This is a genomic window from Tautonia sociabilis, assembly GCF_003977685.1.
Classification (GTDB): domain Bacteria; phylum Planctomycetota; class Planctomycetia; order Isosphaerales; family Isosphaeraceae; genus Tautonia; species Tautonia sociabilis.
The window spans coordinates 20,804-39,962 of sequence record NZ_RYZH01000003.1 but is presented as its reverse complement, the minus strand read 5'-3'; the positions used below and the strand labels follow the sequence as shown (position 1 = coordinate 39,962).

Sequence of the window (19,159 nt, the reverse complement as noted above, 5' to 3'; positions counted from 1 at the left end):
GGGGCCGGCCGATCGGGGCCGATCACTCCCGGCCGTCTCTCCCGAGGACGCGGACCTCGACATCGAGCACGACCGTCGTGCCGGGGCCGACCGGCCCGGACCAGATTGGGGACGAGACCGACACCCCGGTCACGACGACCCTCGGGAGAGCCGTCCGCTGCCCGGCCTTCAGGATCCGGTCGATCAATCGCTCGACCTCGGCCGAGGAGCCCATCCCCTCTCCCCCCGCCAGCCGATCGAGCAGCACCGCTCGCAGGGCCGACCGCCTCGTCTTCTCCTCCACCCCCGATGCCCTGAGGCCGCGGTTGATGCGCTCGAGCAGCCCGGCGATCGCGTCGAGCCGGTTTCGGTCGATCGGAGGGACCTCGGGAGGATCCTCCGGAGACGGCTCGGGACTCCCCTCCCCGGCCTCGATCGCCACTCCCCGAGCGATCAGCGCCGAGAGGGTTGAGAGCCGGGCGCGATCCCCCTCGGAGATCGCCTCCCCTCGGGATGCTCGGTCGGCGTCGAGCCATCGCCTCCCGATCTCCTCGAGCCGATGGGTGATCTCCTCGACCCCCAGCCCCGGTTCCTCCCGGGCCAGCCGATCGCGCTCGATCCGGAGCCGACCGGCCAGCGTCCCGAACTCGTCCGGGCCGGCGCCCTCATTCGGCTCCCCCTTCCCGTCCCGAGCGACGCGACGGGCGAGGGCGACCGCGAATGCCCGTTCCTCAGCCGAGAGGTCATCCGTCGCGTTGGTCGGGCAGACGGCCCGGGCGAGCAGGTCCACCGCGAACCGCTCTAGCTCGGCGATCATCCGGGCGACATCGTCGTTGTTCATCGAAGACGTTCGGGCGGCGATCGCGGCTTCGATCACACGCTCGAACGGGACGACCCGAGGGGGGATGCCCCGTTCCGCTCCCGAATCGCCCTCGACAATCGGGGAGGGTTCCTCGAACCCGACCAGCACCAGGTCGACCAGCCGATCGGCCTCCTCGATGAGCCCATCCGGCAATTCGGGCGGCCCTCCCGGCGTGATTGCCTCGCCCGCCACGTTGGCGACGAGCCTCCGAGCCCGGTCCCGCAGGAAACGACGGAGATCCCTGCCCGATCGGGCCGCCGTCCCGTCCTCGATCAGGTCGTCTCGGCACTGTTCCAGGGTGCGGAGGATCAGCTCGAAGTAGCGCGGGTCAATCGCCCGGGTTGGCGCCTGTCCCTCCCCGGCTCGGGAGGAAAACGGAGCCACTCCGCTGATCAGGACGATCGCGACGAGGAACCAGGACCGCCGGACGCATTTCATCGCCGTGTCCTCCGAGGGGCTTGCCGGGGGGTGGTTCGCCGGGAACCGATCCGAGCTGGCCCGGGAACGTCGTCGAGATCACCACTTCCTCAGGGCGAGGACCCCGAACGATCCCAGCCCCGCCCGCAGCCGATGCCGGACGATCAGCACGTAGCGCCCCGGCTCCAGGTCGCATTCGATCCGGGCGTTCAGACCGTGCGGGCTGCTTCCCTCGCGGTCCGAGGCGACGACGTCCCGATCCGAGTCGAGCAGCGTCATCACCCAGAACTCCTCCCGGGCTCCCTCCGGCGTGAACGTCTCGATGACGTAGCGGCCGGGCTCCCGCACGAGGAGGCCGAAGGGGATCTCGGCCCCCCGGATGGGGATGCTCGCCGTGCTTGGCTCGCCGATCCGCAACGGGAGCACACCGGTCTCCTCGGGGCGATCGGGGGGGCTGGGGACCGTCGGGTCCTTCGGGTAGAGGGCGGCGATGGTGCGGCGGTCCTGCTCCGACAGCTCGTAGTTCAACTTCGTGGCCGAGACCGGCCCAGCGGCGATGATCGAGGGGGGGAAGGCATAGAGCATGATCGAGTCGGGGTCGAACTTCGAGGCGTTCGACAGCTCCTCGGCCCGCGCCGGTCGGATCACCTGCTCTCGAACGGTCCGCTCGTCCCAGCGCTGGGTCCTCCAGAAGTACTCGAACACCTCGGGCTCTTTGAACTTCAGACCGCCATTGGGGTTCTGGTGCTCGTGGATCAGCCCGAGCGCGTGGCCGAACTCGTGCAGGACGAGCCGGCGGACTTCCTTCGGCTCGGCCAGCACGTCGTCGGTGAATCCCAGCGTCATCGACGGCAAGCGTCGGTCGATCTGCGCCGATCCGGTGCCAAGGTACGAGTGGAAACTCCGGGTCGGCGGCATGGTGATCCGGATGTGGGCGTCGGCGTACCGCTCGATCCCCAGGAAGTTGAACCGGACGTTCGCCGACTCCTCCCACGCCCTGGCGTGCTGTCGCACGAGGGCCTGGACCGAAGCCTCGCCGTCGAGGAAGACCACGTTCAACTGCAAAGCCCCCCGCCGGGGACGGTCCCAGAGCGTGCTGGTCAACGCCCCGGCGCGGGCCTGGCCGCCTCGGGCCAGCTCGTCGAGGGGAAAATCGGCGGTGCAGGGCGCGGGGAACGCCGAGGGCGGTTCGGCTCCCATGGGTGCGGACTCCGGGCGGATCGAGACGGGGGGATTCCCGGCCCGATGCCGGGCCTCCCGTCGAGATCATCGGGCCCGGGCCCATTCCGACTCATGTTTTCTCATTTCCGCCCGACCACCCGCGATCCCGCCGGATCCTGCCCGGAGTCGGGCCGTTTCCTTGTCCGGGGCCGCCGGCTGCCCTTACAATAGAGGCCGGTCCAGGGACCTCGATCCAGCCCGATCGACCGGGAGCGCGACTTTGATGGACGACGGGAACGCCGGGAAGGCTGCCCCCAGCCCCTCCCGCACCCAACCGATGCAGCACGGCCACCGGCCGGCGGCCTCCGAGCAGGTGCCGAGCACCCTGGTGCCCGAAACCGGCTGGCACTTCCTCCACCTCTTCTACCGGATCGACCGCGGCGCCCTCTCCCGGCTCGACCCCGAGACCCGACGCCAGGGCCGAGAGGAGCTGCTGGCCGCCCTCGACCCGGGCTCCTCCCCCGCCATCGAGCAGCGTCAGTGCTTCGCCGTCCCCGGCCACAAGGCCGACTTCGGCCTGATGCTGGCCGGCCCGGATCTCCGCGCCATCCACGGCGTCCAGGTGGCGATCGAGGCCTCCCTCCTCGGTCCGGCCCTGGTCCCGAGCTACTCCTTTTACTCGATCACCGAGGTTTCCGAGTACGTCCCTGACGCCGAGCAGTATGCCGCCATCCTCCGGGATCGCGAGGGCCTGGACCCCGACAGCCCCTCCTACCGCGCCAAGGTCAACGCCTACGCCAACCGGCTGGGGCCGATGAACCGCCAGCGGCTCTACCCCGAGTTCCCCGACTGGCCCTGCTGCTGCTTCTACCCGATGAGCAAGATGCGCCAGGGGGAACAGAACTGGTATCTGTTGCCCTTCGAGCCCCGCTCCCAGATGATGGCCGAGCACGGCCGCAGCGGGATGAAGTTCGCCGGCAAGGTCTCCCAGGTCATCACCGCCTCCACCGGCCTGGACGACTGGGAGTGGGGCGTCACCCTCTGGGCACGCAACCCGACGTACCTGAAGGACATCGTCTACACCATGCGGTTCGACGAGAGCTCGGCCCGCTACGCCCTCTTCGGCGACTTCTACTTCGGCTTCCTCCTGCCCCCAGCGGAATTGCTGGAGGCGATCCGCCTGTGACCGCGATCCGTCCTCGGGAGCGACGCCCCCCCTCGACCCGATCCGATCGGCCGGTCCCCCCGCCGGCCGGGGAGGCCCGACCATGTGGACCTGCCGGAACTGCTCCGCCCAGTCCGAAGTCGCAGAGGAGGTCTGCCCCTCGTGCGGTTCGGTCGAGGTGGAGCTGACTGCCGCCGACGAGTTGGCAACCACCGTGGCCGGGACCGTCTTCGAGGACGGCTCGACGGAATTCGACCTGAGCTCCCTCCCCGACCCGGCGCCGGCGATCGTCGAGTGCTTCATCGCCGTCAGCGAGGCCGAGGCTTCGGCCGTCGCCAACCGGCTCCGGGACCTGGGCATTTCCGTCCAAGTCACTCACGACGCCGACGACCGCGGCGATCCCGTCCACCGGGTTCGCGTGCCGTTCGTCGACCTCGGCCGCGCCCTGGCCGTCGTCGACCTGCTTCACCGAAGACGCTGACCCGATCCGTCGGCCCGGGGCGTCCCGGAGCCGATCCGTCCCCCCGCACCGAGGCCCCCGACCGCTCGAGGCCCACCATGGACAACGAAGAGCTCACCCCGTGCTATCAGGCCCTCAGCCTGATGGAGGCCAAGTTCATCGCCGACCAGCTCAACGCCGAGGGCATCAAGGCCATCTCCGACGGGCAGGATATGCAGGACTTCCTCGGCCCCTGGGAGGGCAATCCCCGCGTCTACGTCCGCCGTGTCGACATCCCCCGCGCCGAGAAGTGGCTCGCCGAGTACGAGAAGAACCGCAAGCGACACGCCGACGAGGACGCCGCCCGAGGCCAGTGAGGCCGGTTGCCGGCCCCCTCCTCCCTCGTCGCGTTCCCCGCTCCCGGGGATCCCTCCCCGGAGCATGGGCCTGGGCTCCGGGTTCTCGACGAGGGAGCCTGCATCCGGTTCAGTTCTCCGGTTTGCCCGCCGCTTTCGACCGTTCGTACTCCGAGACGATCTCCCCCGGATTCGCGTCGAACAGGTCTTTGCACCCCGAGCAGCAGACGGAGTACGTCCTCCCCTCGAACGTCACCGGAATCGTCCCCCTCCCCCCGGTGACGATGCACTCTGGCGCCGACGTTCCGGTCGCGAACGGAACCCCCTGCCTGGTGTAGCCCACCTCCGCCAGCCGCACGACCGCGGCGACCCCCGGCCTCCTCCCTTCGAGCAGGATCAACAGCCTCGTCCCGTGCAGGGGAGTGATCGAGACGCGCGTGAGCCCCGGCCCCTCTGACTCCTCTTCGGCGTCGAGCCGCAGGCGGCCCTGCTCATCGATCCGGCCGGAGAATCGCCGCCGGCTGCCGTCCGGGAGCTCGGCATCCAGCAGAAACCGGCCCGGCTCCTCCCGATCGGGCCGCAACCGGACCGATCGGAGCATCTTGCCGTCTTCAACCTCCATCGCCAGCGCGGCCGATCGCGGCGACAGCGACCACTCCCAGGACGCCGACTCCCGCCAGGCCCCCTCGGCGCTCCCCCTTCGGGGCTGGCCGGTTCCCTTCCACTCCCCCACCAGGTCGGCGAACGGGGCCAGCGCCTTCTGATCGGCGACCCGGCCCCCCGACGGCTCCTCGGCCCTCGTCGCCGAGAGCGTCGCGGAGAGGGCCGACACGGCAAGGAACAGTGTGCGATGGCTCGACATGGGCGGTCCCCCGCCTCCGATCCGGGTCGGCGGCGAGGGCCCCTCGGTCATCGCCGCGATCAGGATTGCTGGAGCTGATTGATCTTGTTGTACAGCGTCTTCAGGCTGATGCCCAGCTCCTTGCTCGCGGCCGGCTTGTTGCCGTTGTGCTTCTCCAGCACGACTTGAATGTAATGCATTTCCAAGTCCCGGAGGGTCGGGTTCCCCTCGGGGATCGAAAAGTGCGGCCCCCCCATCGGCGAGGAGGAGGAGGCTCCCGGCGAGGAGGAGGCGGCCGCTGGCCGCCGGACCATGCCTTGGGTCGGCAGGTGCTCGGCCCGGATCGGGCCGCCGCCGGCGAGGATCGTGGCGCGCTCAATCGCGTTGGCCAGCTCCCGGACATTCCCCGGCCAGTCGTGCGCCAAGAGGGCGTCGATCGCCTCGTTCGTCAACTCCGGCATCGGCCCGGGGCGACGGCCGGCGTAGCGCTGCAGCATGTGCGCGGCCAGCAGCGGAATGTCCTCCTTGCGGTCCCGGAGCGGAGGCGAATGAATCTCGAACGTGTTGATCCGGAAGTACAGATCTTCTCGGAACTGGTCCTCGGCCACCATCTCGCGGAGGTCCCGGTTGGTGGCGCAGAGCACGCGAACGTCGGCCCGGAACGGCTCGTTCTCGCCGACCCGGCGGATCTCCCCCGATTCCAGGAAGCGCAGCAGCTTGACCTGCAGGCCCTTGGTCAGCTCCCCCACCTCGTCGAGAAAAAGGGTGCCGCCGTTGGCGACCTCGAACAGTCCCTTCCGGTTGGTCTCGGCGCCGGTGAAGGCCCCTTTGCGGTGGCCGAACAGCTCGCTCTCGATCAGGTTCTCCGGCAGGGCGCCGCAGTTGACCGGCACGAACGACTGGTCGGCCCGGAGGCTCCGCTCGTGCAGGGTGCGGGCGATCAGGTCCTTGCCGGTGCCCGTCTCGCCGAGGATGAGCACGGTGGCGTCGGTCGGGGCGACCGTGTCGATCAGCCGCCGGACCTCCCGCATCGCCGCCGACTCCCCGACGAGCGTCGGCGAGCCCCCCTCGGCCGCCTTCAGGCGGGTCTCCAGGGCGGCGGCCTTGTTGGCCATGTCTCGGCGTTCGGCGATCCGGTTGAGGACCACCTCCAGCTCGGCCCACTTGCAGGGCTTGGTCAGGTAGTCGAACGCCCCCAGGCGGAGGGCCTGCACGGCGGTGTCGACCGTCGCGTGGCCGGTCATCAGGATGACCTGCGTCTCGGGGCTGAGCTGCCGGAGCTTCTCCAGCACCTCGATGCCCGAGAGCCCCGGCATCTGGATATCCAGCAGGGCCGCATCGAACCGGCCCCGCTCCAGCGCCCGGATGGCCGACTGGCCGTCGGGGCACGCCGTGACCTCGTGACCGAGCCTCGGGAGCTCGCGCTCCATGAGGTCGCGCAGGTGCGCCTCGTCGTCGGCGAACAGGATCCGAAGTCCGCCGGGATGCGACTTGTCCATGGCCCGATGCTCCTCCCTAAGCGATCATCTCCCGGCCTCGTCGCCGGATCGGTCTCCGTCCGAGCCGTTCCGGCCGGCCGAGGGGGCCGACCTGGGCCGGTCCCCGGCGATCAGGTTGCTCATCCTTCGATCGAGGTCGCCGGAGTCGCCGAGACGTCGGCGCCCCCCGGCGACTCGCCCGGGACGCAACCCGGATGCCTCCCCCTCGCCGGCTCGGCCGCCCCCCGGTCCCGCCTCGGGGCGGGAGCCTGGTTGGGCAGCCGGACGATGAACGTCGAGCCGAGGCCCACTCCGGGGCTGTCGGCGGTGATCTCGCCGTGGTGCTGGCTGATGATCCGGTGCGAAATCGACAGGCCGAGCCCCGTCCCCTTCCCCCCCTTGCGCCGGGTGTAGAACGGCTCGAAGATGTTCTCCAGGACCTCCGGCTCCATCCCGCAGCCGTCGTCCTTGAACGTCAATTCGGCCTGGCCCGCGGCCATCCGAGCGTCGATCCGAAGGGTCCCGCCCGCCTCCATGCTGTCCAGCGCGTTGACCACCAGGTTCAGAACGACCTGCTTGATCTCCTGCGGGTCGACCAGGGCCACGACCGCCTCTCTCGGCTGGAAGACGATCGTCTTGTCCCGGTACTTGCCCATGTGTCTGATCATTTCGACCACCCCGTCGACCAGCTCGACGAGGTCGGTTCGCTGCCGCTGGATCTCGCCGCACCGGGAGAAGTCCAGCAGCTTCTCCGTGATCCGCTTGCAGCGGAACGACTCCTCCTGGATCATCCGCAGGTAGTCTCGGGCGACCCGAGCGTCGCCGCCGCCCTCGGGGTCATGGGAGCGGAGAATCGGGTCGAGCCTCATCTCCAGCGCCTCGGCGCAGAAGGCGATCGAGGCGAGCGGGTTGTTGATCTCGTGCGCCACTCCCGCCGCCAGGAACCCGACTCCCGCCAGCCGCTCCGACCGCACGAGCTGCCGGCTCCGCTCGTCCACCTGCCGCTCGAGGTCGGCGTAGCTGGCCCCGAGCCGGGCGATCATGTCGTTGAACGCCTCGGCCAGCGCCTGCATCTCATCGCCGGTGTCCAGGTCGATCGTGTAGTCGAACGACCCCCGGGCCACGTGCCGCACTCCCCGGTGCAGCAGCCGGATCGGGGCGAAGACCCAGCGGTGCACCAGCTTCGTCAGGCCGTAGAGCATCGCCAGCACGGCCAGCGACGCGGTCCAGACGATCACCCGGCTCGACTGGTAGTGCCGCTTGCTTGCCTCCAGCACCAGGAAGAAGTCGCTGTGGAGCTTGTCCGGTAGGCTGACGGCCGAGCCAATCAGGCGGTCCAACCGGGCCCGGGTCAGTGCGAAGGGCTCCCAGGGGCCGGCGTTGCGGAGGTCCGCCTCCGGGTGCCGGGCCATGTAGATCGGCGTCCGGGAGATGACTGGCCCAGGGGAGGGCTGGTCGGGGGCGAGCTCCGCCAGGATGCCGGCCAGGTCGTCGTCGATCAGAAAGGCGAGCGTGAACTCGTCCCGGCCGTCGGCGCGATTGCCCCGCTGGCTGTTGCGCTCCAGCTCGGCGTAATAGCGGGACAGCGCCTGCCGGGCATCCCGCAACCGAGAGAGCATCCGCTCCAGCCGGTCCTTGCGCCGAGCCTCCAGGTCGAGCATCGCGACCATCGGTCCCGAGGCCCTGCGGATCCCCGAATCGGACGGTACCGGGCCGGCTGGGGCCGCGTCCGTCGCCAGGGCGGCTCGCACCAGCTCGGCCCCGTTCGGGGGCACTCCCGGCGGCTCGATCGCCGTCGGAGCCGGCTTCACCGGCGTTGGCCGGATGGCCGGGAAGAGCTGCTCCAGCTCCCGGTCGTCCAGGTCCAGTTGCATGACCGCCTGGAGCAGGTCCTTCGACGCCCCCAGCTCCCGGAGCTGGTCGGTCAGCGTCAGATTGCTCCGGTGGAAGGCCCGGAGGCCGACGATGGAGCCCGCCAGCAGGGTGGTCATCATCGCGACCACCAGGCTCAGGCCGACGATCAGCTTGATCCGGATCGGCCAGCGCGGCATGGGGCGACCTCCGTGTCGGCCTCGATGCGAGCGGTCCGGAGGGCCTCTTCCCCTCTCCGCTCCGCTCCCTCCTTACCCGAAGGGCGCGGGACTCTACCACAAGACCGCGAGAGTGAGAAGCCGGGCACTCGGCTTTTCCTCGAGTCGGCCCCCCGGGATCGCCGATCCTTTGCGGATCAGCGCAGCGACTCCAGCGCCCCCGTGCTGATCGCCAGCCCGAGCGCGATCGTCAGGGCCAGGCCGATCGCCACCCGCAGCCGTCGCACGCGGGCCTGAAACCGCCGCTCGGCCTCGGGACGCCCCTCCAGCCCCCTCAGGAACGCGATCCGACGCGCGATGCTCCCGTGCCGCCAGGACGACGCCCGGGGCTCCAGGCCGTTGAGCATCGCCACGCTGGTCAGCGCCTCCACGAAGATCCCAATCCCCACCGGGCAGAGGGCCTCGGGGACCCCGGCCGGGGCCCCGAGCATCGCGTTCACGTCGGGGTGCGGCGGGCAATCCTCGAGCCCGCACGAAACCGCCCGGCAGCCGAAGATATCCGCCTGGCGCTCAAACCGGCGTGAGAGGAAGCCAAAGACCAGCAGGAAATACGCCGCCGCGAACCCGATCGCCACCGCCCCCTGCACGATCAGCTCAATCGTCGGGCTGTCCCCCCACACCCAGAGCGGCCGGCCGATCGCCAGATGCTCCTCGATCCCGCTGCCCAGCAGCGCCATCACCCCCATCGTCCCCAGGAAGAACAGGCCGAAGTAGTTCAGATGCCGGTGCGCGATGTGCCCGATCTCGTGACCGAAAACCGCCTCGATCTGCCGGGGGGAGAGGTGCTCCACCATCGCATCGGTCAGCAAGACGTACCGAAACCAGGGTAAGGCCCCCGTCACCCCCGCGTTGACCAGCGCTCCTCCGGTATCCCAGACGAGAATGTCGCTGTACCGGAAGCCGAACCGACGGGCGAGCCGTTCCAGGCGAGCCCGCAACGGGCCCGGAGGCAGCGACTTCGCCGGCCAGCTCAACCGGACGAACGCCGGAGAGAGGACCAGGATCATCCCCCCCAGCCCCGCATACTGCGCCAGTTGCGACCAGCTCCCGACCGATCCCGAGGGGACCAGGTACGCCCTCAGGTCCTGCACCAGCGCGAACAGCACCGCCACCGGCACGACCATGCCCAGCGCCTGCCTCGCCTTGAGCACCAGGTAGCCGCGCAATCTCGCATGGTGCATTCCCCGGAGCCCGGCAGCCTTGAGCATCCGCTCCGCCGGGTAGAGCCCGGACCAGATCGCCAGCAGCATCAGCAGGAAGGGGAGCAAGACCATCGCCTCATCGACGAGGATCCAGCCCTTGATCCCCAGGCAATCGGCCACGAACCTCGGCCAGCCCGCCCCGTGAACCGCCGCCCCGAAGGCGGCCACCGCGAGGATCTCCAGCCACTGCGAGACCCGGGCCAGGCGTCGGCGGTCCCGCAAGCTCGGCCCCCGGCGCGCCACCCGTCGAGCCATCAGGCCGCCGATCAGCGCCGAGGTCGTCCCCACCGCCGCGATCGCCGCCATCGTCAGCAAGACCCGGTCGGAGCCATCCAGCCCCCCCGAAGGTCCGACGCCCCCCTCGGCCGGAGAAACCGGCGACCAGAAGGCCACGAAGAGAGCGATCAGGGCGATCAGGGGCATCCGTCGAGGCCCTTGGCTTCGAGGGGAAACAAGGGGCCGCCCGGAACGTCCCGCCCGGCCCGGGAACCGAGCCGGATTGAGGAAGTCGCCGCGTCCGGGCCCGAGACGCGCCGAGGCCGAGCCGGCCGATCCCCCTGGCAGCGCGATCCGGGCCAGGCGCCGCCGGCTCGCCGGCCCCCGGACACGATCGCCCAGGACCCCAACCCCGCTCGACCGACTCCGACCGGAGAAGTCCGCCGAAGACCTCAGCGAGCGGGGAGGGCGCGGGTCATTCGATCCGGTTCGTCACGCCCGGCCCCTCTCCTCTGGCGAGGGGAGGCGCGATGCGATCCGGTCCCTCGGATCAATGCGGGCCGGCTCCTTCGATCACAAGCTGGATCGCCAACGGCTCCGGCTCTCCCCCTCCCTGGGGAGCGACGGGGAGTTCCAGGACCAGCCCCGTCCGCTCCTCGGCCTCGTCCGGGACGATCGCCGGGACCTCTCCCCCCTCGGGGGCCGGCAGCAGGAGGAAGATCGCCGGGTGGTTGGTGCCCGAGGGCCCGGTGCTGAGGGCCTGGAGGTCGTCCTGGGAGATCGGGCCGGCCTCGATGTCCTCGTCGGCCAGGGAGAGCAGCAGGTAATCCCGGTATTTGCTCACTCCCAGGTGATTGCCGTCCACCGGCTGGAGGCCGTACCGCATGGTGTACACGCCCGGCAGGATCGACTGGTCCTTGTAGTCGTAAGCCTCCTCGGACAGCCGCACCGCGCCGACGAGCTGACCGGCGGTGAGGAACGGGTAGAGGACCGAGCCAGAGGGGCCGCCAATCTCCGCCTGGGCGGGCACCGAGGCGCAGAGCCAGATGTCGAAGACCGGCTCGCCGTCGGCGTTCCGCACGCGGACGCCCCGCTCCTGGAGCGTCTCCCGGATCTCCCCGGCGAGCTCCTCCGGCGGGGCCTCGGCGAGCACCTCGGTCGAATACGGTCCCTCGGCCAAGGCGGAGGGCAGGGCCGGGAGCCCGATCAGGGCGGAGCCGATCGTCGAGGCGAAGATCGCGAACGTCGCACGCATGGGCGTTCGTTCCCTCTGGAAGGAATTGGTCGGGGAGGATGGGGGAGGGCGGGAGGAAGGGCCGGGAAGAGCGCGGGGCCCCGGAAACTCCGGCCGCCCGGCCGGCCCTCGTCGAGGCCCGTCCGGGCGGTCGGCTACGCTCGGGGACGGGGCGAGCCCGGCCCCGCTCCGGTCGGCTCAGTAGGCGAACCGGCCGACGAAGCTGCTCCGGGCGTTCGGAGCGGCCCAGGTGCTCTTCAGGCCGGCCCCCTGGAACGAATGACCGACGGTGTAGGCCGGCTGGACCTCGACCCCCTCCGACAGCGGCTCGTAGGCGATCACCTCATTACCGCAGATGCAGTCGTTGGCGTCGAGCGGCCGGGTGGCGATCTCGGCCAGGTCGGCGGCCGCGAATCGGGCCGGAGGGGCCATGGGCATCAGGTGCTGCTTGTGAGCCGGACCATGCGGCTCCATGTGGCAGTCTTCGTCGATGCTCAGGTCGATCGGTGAGACGACCACGTCGACCACGTTCTCCAGGCGGGCGCCGGCCAGCCGTCGGGCCATGGCGATCAGGGCCTGCCGCTGCTGGGGATCGGCCTTCTCGTCGACGATCAGCACCGAGGAGGCCAGCTCCGGGCGGTCCTCCGAGAAGGTCGAGGTGCCCCGGACGGCCGCCGCGACGGCCAGGCCGGACAGATCGACTCCCTCCCAGGAGCCTTCGGTCACCTTCCAGGCCATCACGGCCCGGTCGCCGACGATGAAGACCTCGGAGTTCGAGAAGCAGGGGCCGGTGAACACGTCGGCCGTCCGGGCCTCGAGGTAATCTCCCCGGACCTGGACCGCCTCTCCCGCGACGGCCGCCGAGCCGATGAGAACGCCGCAGAGGGCCAAAAGGATCATGCGCATCGCGAGGGACTCCTTCGCTCGGGTCAATTCGGGGGTGGGACTCGGTCGCGGAGGGTGGGTCGCCCAGTGCGGTCGATTATTAGGAAGCTCCGATGGTTGCGTCAAGCAAACAAACGGCGCGGGCCCAACGCCGAACGGCCCCCCGGCCCGGATCGGATCGGGCTCGAGGGGCCATCGCGACGGGCCGACGAAGCCGGGGGGAGGGGATTACTCGCCGCCGGCCACCATCCGCACCAAGCCGGAGACAACCGGCGTGTCTCCCTCGTAGGTGTTCAGGTTGCGCACCACGTCCATCGTGATGAAGGCCAGCACCATCATCAGCACGGTGGTCACGCTCAGCATGCCGACCCAGAGGCCGCCCCAGGGGGGGCCGCCGGCGTCGGACAGCAGAGAGGACTGCGGGCCCCCGCGACGGGCGGCGCCGGCCGGGACGGCGGCCGACGACGGGGCGCCCTCCTCGTCCCAGCTGGTGACCGACTCCATCTCCTCGGAGTCGGCAACCTCCGCCTTCATCGCTCCCTCGACCGCGTCCTCTTCCTCCAGCACCGCCGGACCCATCGCCGTGGCGGCGTTCTGGTCGACGTCCTCCTCGTCCAGGGCGAAGACCTCGGAGGCCGAGTCGCTCTCGTCCAGGTCGAAGTCGCTGTTGGCGTCCAGTTGCATCGTCTGGTCTTCGCCGCTCTCCAGGGCGTCGACCTCGAAGTCGGTGTCCTCGAAGATGTCCTTTTGCGACTGGTCGCGCACCGGCAGCGCGGTGGCCGACGGGTCGGGGACCAGGCCCGGCATGGCCGTGGCGGCCGGGTCGGCGGCCGGCCGGGGGGCCGGCTTCGGCTTCGGCGGGGCGGGCTTCGCGTCGTCGTCGTCCAGCGGGGCCAGCTCGATCGAGTCGGCGTCGTCCAGGCCTCCCATCTGCTGGAGGTTGATCCCCGAGTCGCTCGGCTTGCCCAGGTTCACCCCCGAGGTCGAAGGCTCGGCCCCGGTCACGTCCGAGTCGCTCGGCTTGGGCGCCACGGCCTCGAACTCGTCGCTGGCGTCCAGGGCCGTCAGCTCGAAGTCGCTGCCCGACTCCGGCTGCAACGCGTCGATCACGCTCGAGGGGGTCAGCTCGAAGTCGCTGTCCTCCTCCTCGGAGCTGGCCCCCTCCACCTCGGCCTTAATCTCGTCGGAGGAGCCGATCGGGGCGGGGCGCAGCGTCGTTTCGTCGCTGCCCGAGTCTCCCAGCTGGATGCCGCTGTCGCTGGCTCCCAGACTGCTGCCGAAGGTGGAACTGGACTGCTGCTCGTAGTCGAGGGTGCCGAACGACTCGAAGGTGTCCTCGTTCCCCTCCTGCACCAGCGTCACGTCGGAGTCGGCCGGGCCTCCCGGGGCCACGACGTCGACCTCTCCGGAAAGCGAGACGTCGGAGTCACTGGCCCCCTTCGGGCCCTCCGGCACCAGCCGGACGTCCGAGTCGCTCGGCCGCTTGCCGGGGGCCTCCATGCCGATGATGTGCGAGCTGGACCCGCCTCCCATCGGCAGCGAGGCGTCGTCCAGCAGGATGTCCGCGTCCGAGCCGCTCCCTTGCGCGGGGACGTCCTCCTGAGACACCGGCCCCAGATCGGATCGGGCCACGCCGAGCTGGAAGACCGAGTCGTCGATGTCCGCCTCGGCGCTCTCCAGGCTCGAGATGCCCGAGCTACTGGCGCCGGAGCCCTCGGGCACCAGATCGATGTCCGAGAGCGAGAGGTCCGGGTCGCTGCCCATGCCGCTGCGGCGGGCCAGCTCGTCGATGTCCGAGACGCGGAACCGCCACGAGCCGCTGTCGAGGAAGGCCCGCACCTCTCGGCGCTGGGCCTTCGACTTCAGCTCCTCGGGATCCATGCCGAGGGCCCGCGCGGCCTCCTCCAGGGTGTAGAACTGAGCCATAGGGACGTGCTCCTCGCTTCGCATTCGGCCGGGCGGCCGGGTCGAATCGATTCGGTGGAAGTCGGCGGTGCCGAGGTCCGGTGGAGGAGCATCGCGCCGCGATCGGGTCGCCAGCCACGAGCCCCTGGGATTATTGCCCCGAGACGCCCCTCGGGCGCGGCGCCGCGACCATCGCCTCGACGGCCGCGACCTCCGGGGGCAGGTTATTGTACTCTGAGAGCCGCAGGTCGGCCCCGAACTGACGGGCGGCCTCGAGCTTGATCGAGCCCCCCTTGAAGCCGTCGATCTTGTACACCGCCATCGCCTGGGACCGGGTGTCGATGAGCACCAGCCTCGTCCCCCCCGGATCCCCTGGAGCCGAGGTCGTCAGCGCCATCAGCCCGCCGCTTGCCGTCGGAGCAGCGCCCCCCTGGGCCTGGACCCCGCGCGCCGAGCCGGCCCCGAGCAACCAGGCCGCCGCCAGCCCCAGCACCAGTCCCGGCAACCCGAACCCCAGCACCGGACCGAGCCTCCTGCCCGGCGTCCGTTCGGTCTTCCCGATCGGAACCATGGTCACCTCCCTGCCATTGATCCGTCCCGAGGCCAGCCGCCCGGGCCGCCGACGGCACCCTCCCTTCCCGATTCGTTCGGGATCGCAGGACACCGACGCTCGCCGGGCCGTGACATGAGCCAACCCCCGGGGCCGAGACGATCGGGCCCGGAGCGACGCAACGACGCTCGCGACACCAGTCTATCACACCGCGGGGCGGTTCAGGGGATGCGAGACGGGGGAACGCGGCGGCCGGATCGGCCGCGAAGGGCGACGTGCGTCGATGATGCGGCATCTTCCTATTGTAGGGATCGTCCGGGCCGACGCAAGCCCACCCCCCCGGCGGACTTGCTCCGGGCACCGCCTCCCCCTGGAAAAATTGTTGGAGCTTTGCTTGAATCCGGGGTGCTGGTGGCGTTAGGGTGAAGCCAACTTCACACCGGCCCCTTCCCCCGATCGTCGGCCCCCCGGCACGCCCCTCCCCCCCTCGACTGGGGGCCAGCGGCCACCGGAGGGCCCCCTCGACCCACCTCCGATTCGGGAGCGACCCATGCAGCGACGACCGAACCCGGGACGCATGCTCGCCGGCCCCCTGGTCGCCCTGATCCTGGCCGGGGGTTCCCCCCTCGAGCCGGCCCGGGCCGACGACTCCGCCCCCGCCGACGCGATCGGGGCCCCGGCGAGCCTAGCCGTCGAGCCGGCCGAGTTCCTCCTCTCCGGTCGCCGCGCGACCGCCCAGCTCATCGCCTCCGCCACCGACCCCGACGGCTCCCTCCGCGACCTCACCCGCCTAGTCGAGTGGACCAGCCTCGATCCCTCGGTCGCCGTGGTCGACGCCCGAGGCCGAGTCACCCCGGTGGGAGACGGCGAGGCCCGCATCGTCGCCTCCGGCGGCAGCGTCCAGGCCGAGGCCCTGGTCCGGGTCGAGAAGATGGCCGAGCCCTCCCCGGTCAGCTTCCGGCACGACGTGATTCCCGCTCTGAGCCAGGCGAGCTGCAACATGGGGGCGTGCCACGGCACTCCCACCGGCAAGGGGGGCTTCCGCCTCAGCTTGCGCGGGTACCTCCCCGACGAGGATTACAAAACCCTCAGCCGAGAGATCGCCGGACGCCGCGTCGATCCCTTCGACCCCGACCGCAGCCTGATGCTCACCAAGCCCCTCGGCCTGATCGCTCACGAGGGCGGCCAGCGGCTCTTCCGAGACACCAAGACCTTCGAGTTCCTCCGCGACTGGATCGCCGAGGGCGTGAAGGACGACCCCTCCAGCCCCGCCGCCGTCTCTCTGGAGATCTCTCCCGGCGACCGCGTGCTGAACGCCCCGGCCCGCACCCAGCAGATCTCCGCCCGGGTTTCCTACGCCGACGGCTCGGTTCGCGACGTCACCCCGATCTGTTATTATGACTCCTCCAACACCGACATCGCCGAGGTCGACCCCTCCGGCTTCGTCACCTTCAAGAAGCGCGGCGAGGTGGCCATCATCGCCCATTACCTCGACCTCGTCGCCACCGTTCGCCTCACCCACCTGGTCGAGGTGCCCGGCTTCGCCGAGGTCCCCGTCCCGCGGGACAATCTCGTCGACCGTGCCGTCTTCGCCAAGCTCAACCGCATGCGGATCGCCCCCTCCGAGCCGAGCACCGACGAGGAGTTCATCCGCCGCGTCTACCTCGACACGATCGGCGTCCTCCCGACCCCCGAGGAGACGAAGGCCTTCCTCGACAACCCCTCCCCGACCCGCTACGAGGAGGTGGTCGAGCAGCTCATCGAGCGTCCCGAGTTCAACGACTTCTGGGCGCTGAAGTTCGCCGACGTGCTCCGGTCCAACTCCCGACTGATCAAGTCGAAGGGTGCCTACGCCTTCCACCGCTGGATCCGCTCCCAGCTTGAGCAGAACCGTCCCCTCGACGCCTTCGTCCGCGACCTGCTCACCGCCGACGGCTCCACCTTCGACAACCCCGCGGCCAACTACTACCGGATCAGCCGCACCCCCGAGGAGGCCGTCGAGACGACCGCCCAGCTCTTCCTCGGCGTTCGCATCCAGTGCGCCAAGTGCCACAACCATCCCTTCGAGCGCTGGACCCAGGACGACTACTACGGCTTCGCGGCCTTCTTCTCCCGGGTCCGCCAGAAGCAGGGGCTGCTTCCGGACGAGGAGATCATCTTCGCCACCGACTCGGGAGACGTCCGCCAGCCCCGCACCGGGCAGGTCATGCCCCCCAAGGCCCTCGGCGGTCCCGTCTTCGCCGACGACCAGTCCGAGGCCGATCGTCCGGACCGGCTCGCCGAGTGGCTCACCAGCGAGGACAACGACTTCTTCGCCAAGAGCACCGTCAACCGCATCTGGTACCACCTGATGGGCAAGGGAATCGTCGATCCCGTCGACGACTTCCGAGACTCCAACCCCGCCTCCAACGACGAGCTCCTCGACGGCCTCGCCGACGACTTCGTCGCCAGCGGCTACGACCTGAGGCACCTCGTCCGCACCATCCTCACCAGCCGCACCTACCGCCTCAGCGCCCGGGCCAACGAGTTGAACGCCGACGACGAGGTCTACTTCTCCCACGCCGTCACCAAGCTCCTGCCCGCCGAGGTCCTGCTCGACGCCATCTCCACCGTCACCGACGTGCCCACCTCCTTCTCCGGCCTGCCGGCCAACGCTCCGGCCATCACCATCCCCGACGGCCAGATGGACCATCCCTTCCTCAAGACCTTCGGCCGCCCGGCCCGAGAGCTCGCCTGCGAGTGCGAACGCGAGAGCGATTCGAACCTCTCCCAGGCCCTCCAGCTCATCGGCGGCGCCACCGTCCACGACAAGCTCCGCGCCGACGGCGGCCGCATGCACCGGCTCGCCGAATCGGGCAAGTCCTCCGCCGAGATCACCGCCGAGCTCTACGCCATCGCCCTCTCGCGACCCCCGACCGACACCGAGCTTCAGGCCGCCGTCGCCCACATCGACGGCTCCGAGGATCGCCGCCAGGCCATCGAGGACCTCGGCTGGGTCCTGATCAACTCCAAGGAATTCCTCTTCCGCCATTGATCGCCCCCTTCCCGGGCCCCTCCTGCCCGAGCGGCCCGGGGACAAGGGCTCCCCTTCCCACCGATCCCCTCCCCCGGGGGACGCGACCCGATCGGTCGCGTCCCCCGTTGGTTTACCCCGTCCGCCTCTACTCCGTCCCGGTTCGCGACCCCCGCCATCATCGGTTCCTCCGCTCGCCTCCGGTTCCCCTGCCGAGGCCCCCCGACGGTCCTTCGCCATCCGCCGTCCGCCGACATCCTCCCCCCATCGCTTCCGCTCCGCATTTCCCGCAGTTCCCTTCAAGTCCGCTCCCCTTCCCGTTCGATCCTCCACAACCGGCACCGCCGGCCGAATCGTGCGCCGCCGGCCGATCGCCCCCTTCCCGGGGGCCTTTCCTCCCCAGTGAGAGGCCGCCCCGGGCTCCCTCGGATCCAGGAGTCCGACGGACATGGAACGCCGAACCTCCCGACGCCGCCGGGGTCTTCCCCTGGCGCTCGAACCGCTCGAAGGTCGGCAGTTGCTCAGTGCGGCCCGGACGTTGCCCCCGGGCGCTGCCGCCGAGATCGCCTCCCAGTCCCTTCGCAACGCCCGACCGGCCCCGCAGTCTCCCAGCCCTCACACCACGCGCGTCTCGGTTTCGGCCGACCGCCCGATCGTCCCCTCGGGGGAGCCGGTCCGCCTGACGATCACCCAGGCGGTCGCCGGCCAGACCCCCGTCAACACGGGCCCGATGGGCAATTACGACGTCGTCATCTCCCGACGCGGCCGAGAGCTCTGGCGCTACAGCGACGACCGAGGGCCGATCCTGACCTCCCACGTCCTCGTGACGCTCCAGCCCGGCGAGTCCCGGCAGGCCACCGTCACCTGGGACGGCCGCTCCCGGGACGGTTCGATCGTCACCGGCCCGGTCGAGATCCGGGCCGAGGTCGACCGCGTCTCCTCCCCTCCCATCACCATTCAGCTCGCCGGCCCGTCGACTCCCTCGCCGACCTCCCCCCGCAACTCCCTCGTCCCCCGATCCCCGTCAGGTCGAGGAGCAAGCCAGCCGCGGGCTGCCGCCAACCGGGCCGAGCAACTCCGCCAGCGCCAGGCCCTCCAGGCCGCCGAGGCCCGCCGCCTCTCCTTCGATCAGCGGCCGGCCCGCCCCTCGCGGTCTCCCCTGGACCGCCCATTCCGCTGGCGAGGCTAGGTTCTGTCCGTTGCTTCGCCATCCTGCGAGCGGCGGCGGATCAAGGCCCTCGCGAGCAGGACCCCGAGGGGGATGTCGACGCCGCCAGGTCGTCGTTCCCTCCCCCTCCCGAGGTGCCAGCGGCGGGCGTATGGGCCTCGTGATCGGGGCGAACTCCTCGGCGGTCGGCTCGACTCG

At 70.4% G+C, this 19,159-nt stretch carries 15 protein-coding genes; 5 read left to right on the top strand and 10 right to left on the bottom strand.

The window, feature by feature from the left end; genetic code table 11:
• Positions 1-22: 22 nt before the first annotated feature.
• Positions 23-1,279 (bottom strand): hypothetical protein, encoded by a 1,257-nt coding sequence (locus TsocGM_RS02270; protein WP_126723701.1) that lies wholly within the window; start codon positions 1,277-1,279, stop codon positions 23-25.
• 78 nt (positions 1,280-1,357) lie between these two features.
• A complete protein-coding gene (locus tag TsocGM_RS02265) occupies positions 1,358-2,458 on the bottom strand; it encodes a zinc metalloprotease (protein WP_126723700.1) in 1,101 nt (366 codons plus the stop codon).
• 244 nt (positions 2,459-2,702) lie between these two features.
• Between TsocGM_RS02265 and hemQ the strand changes: the two genes are divergently transcribed.
• The 3 genes from hemQ to TsocGM_RS02250 all read left to right on the top strand — a co-directional run bounded on the left by hemQ (position 2,703) and on the right by TsocGM_RS02250 (position 4,400).
• The gene (gene hemQ / locus TsocGM_RS02260) at positions 2,703-3,605 is read left to right on the top strand and encodes a hydrogen peroxide-dependent heme synthase (protein WP_126723699.1); all 903 of its coding nucleotides are present in this window, start codon (positions 2,703-2,705) and stop codon (positions 3,603-3,605) included.
• A gap of 82 nt (positions 3,606-3,687) precedes the next feature.
• A complete protein-coding gene (locus TsocGM_RS02255) occupies positions 3,688-4,065 on the top strand; it encodes an SPOR domain-containing protein (protein ID WP_126723698.1) in 378 nt (125 codons plus the stop codon).
• A gap of 77 nt (positions 4,066-4,142) precedes the next feature.
• A complete protein-coding gene (locus TsocGM_RS02250; RefSeq protein ID WP_126723697.1) occupies positions 4,143-4,400 on the top strand; it encodes a hypothetical protein in 258 nt (85 codons plus the stop codon).
• Positions 4,401-4,509: 109 nt separating this feature from the next.
• Here TsocGM_RS02250 and TsocGM_RS02245 read toward each other — a convergent pair whose 3' ends face one another.
• The 8 genes from TsocGM_RS02245 to TsocGM_RS02210 form a co-directional block, all read right to left on the bottom strand.
• Positions 4,510-5,241 (bottom strand): hypothetical protein, encoded by a 732-nt coding sequence (locus TsocGM_RS02245; protein WP_126723696.1) that lies wholly within the window; start codon positions 5,239-5,241, stop codon positions 4,510-4,512.
• Between the two features lie 59 nt (positions 5,242-5,300).
• A complete protein-coding gene (locus tag TsocGM_RS02240) occupies positions 5,301-6,719 on the bottom strand; it encodes a sigma-54-dependent transcriptional regulator (protein WP_126723695.1) in 1,419 nt (472 codons plus the stop codon).
• A gap of 119 nt (positions 6,720-6,838) precedes the next feature.
• Positions 6,839-8,749, bottom strand: coding sequence for a sensor histidine kinase (locus TsocGM_RS02235; protein WP_233578190.1), 1,911 nt, complete (start codon positions 8,747-8,749; stop codon positions 6,839-6,841).
• Positions 8,750-8,925: 176 nt separating this feature from the next.
• On the bottom strand, positions 8,926-10,413 hold the full coding sequence (locus tag TsocGM_RS02230) for a M48 family metallopeptidase (protein WP_126723694.1): 1,488 nt from the start codon (positions 10,411-10,413) through the stop codon (positions 8,926-8,928).
• A gap of 343 nt (positions 10,414-10,756) precedes the next feature.
• Entirely contained in the window at positions 10,757-11,461 is a 705-nt protein-coding gene (locus TsocGM_RS02225) for a hypothetical protein (RefSeq protein WP_126723693.1), read from the bottom strand.
• Positions 11,462-11,638: 177 nt separating this feature from the next.
• Positions 11,639-12,346 (bottom strand): DUF1326 domain-containing protein, encoded by a 708-nt coding sequence (locus TsocGM_RS02220; protein WP_126723692.1) that lies wholly within the window; start codon positions 12,344-12,346, stop codon positions 11,639-11,641.
• A 207-nt stretch (positions 12,347-12,553) separates the two neighbouring features.
• A complete protein-coding gene (locus tag TsocGM_RS02215) occupies positions 12,554-14,251 on the bottom strand; it encodes a helix-turn-helix domain-containing protein (RefSeq protein ID WP_126723691.1) in 1,698 nt (565 codons plus the stop codon).
• 130 nt (positions 14,252-14,381) lie between these two features.
• On the bottom strand, positions 14,382-14,801 hold the full coding sequence (locus TsocGM_RS02210) for a hypothetical protein (RefSeq protein ID WP_126723690.1): 420 nt from the start codon (positions 14,799-14,801) through the stop codon (positions 14,382-14,384).
• Between the two features lie 529 nt (positions 14,802-15,330).
• Here TsocGM_RS02210 and TsocGM_RS02205 point away from each other — a divergent pair.
• Positions 15,331-17,814: a DUF1549 domain-containing protein gene (locus TsocGM_RS02205; protein ID WP_233578188.1), complete on the top strand. Its 2,484-nt coding sequence runs from the start codon at positions 15,331-15,333 to the stop codon at positions 17,812-17,814.
• 427 nt (positions 17,815-18,241) lie between these two features.
• The gene (locus tag TsocGM_RS02200; RefSeq protein WP_126723689.1) at positions 18,242-18,982 is read left to right on the top strand and encodes a BsuPI-related putative proteinase inhibitor; all 741 of its coding nucleotides are present in this window, start codon (positions 18,242-18,244) and stop codon (positions 18,980-18,982) included.
• Positions 18,983-19,159 lie beyond the last annotated feature (177 nt).

Coding starts and splice junctions, on each gene's coding strand:
- TsocGM_RS02245 (WP_126723696.1), bottom strand. CDS start 5,241: ATGTCGAGCCATCGCACACTGTTCCTTGCCGTGTCGGCCCTCTCCGCG.
- TsocGM_RS02210 (WP_126723690.1), bottom strand. CDS start 14,801: ATGGTTCCGATCGGGAAGACCGAACGGACGCCGGGCAGGAGGCTCGGT.
- TsocGM_RS02215 (WP_126723691.1), bottom strand. CDS start 14,251: ATGGCTCAGTTCTACACCCTGGAGGAGGCCGCGCGGGCCCTCGGCATG.
- TsocGM_RS02205 (WP_233578188.1), top strand. CDS start 15,331: ATGCAGCGACGACCGAACCCGGGACGCATGCTCGCCGGCCCCCTGGTC.
- TsocGM_RS02240 (WP_126723695.1), bottom strand. CDS start 6,719: ATGGACAAGTCGCATCCCGGCGGACTTCGGATCCTGTTCGCCGACGAC.
- TsocGM_RS02200 (WP_126723689.1), top strand. CDS start 18,242: ATGGAACGCCGAACCTCCCGACGCCGCCGGGGTCTTCCCCTGGCGCTC.
- TsocGM_RS02265 (WP_126723700.1), bottom strand. CDS start 2,458: ATGGGAGCCGAACCGCCCTCGGCGTTCCCCGCGCCCTGCACCGCCGAT.
- TsocGM_RS02225 (WP_126723693.1), bottom strand. CDS start 11,461: ATGCGTGCGACGTTCGCGATCTTCGCCTCGACGATCGGCTCCGCCCTG.
- TsocGM_RS02220 (WP_126723692.1), bottom strand. CDS start 12,346: ATGCGCATGATCCTTTTGGCCCTCTGCGGCGTTCTCATCGGCTCGGCG.
- TsocGM_RS02235 (WP_233578190.1), bottom strand. CDS start 8,749: ATGCCGCGCTGGCCGATCCGGATCAAGCTGATCGTCGGCCTGAGCCTG.
- TsocGM_RS02230 (WP_126723694.1), bottom strand. CDS start 10,413: ATGCCCCTGATCGCCCTGATCGCTCTCTTCGTGGCCTTCTGGTCGCCG.
- TsocGM_RS02255 (WP_126723698.1), top strand. CDS start 3,688: ATGTGGACCTGCCGGAACTGCTCCGCCCAGTCCGAAGTCGCAGAGGAG.
- hemQ (WP_126723699.1), top strand. CDS start 2,703: ATGGACGACGGGAACGCCGGGAAGGCTGCCCCCAGCCCCTCCCGCACC.
- TsocGM_RS02250 (WP_126723697.1), top strand. CDS start 4,143: ATGGACAACGAAGAGCTCACCCCGTGCTATCAGGCCCTCAGCCTGATG.
- TsocGM_RS02270 (WP_126723701.1), bottom strand. CDS start 1,279: ATGAAATGCGTCCGGCGGTCCTGGTTCCTCGTCGCGATCGTCCTGATC.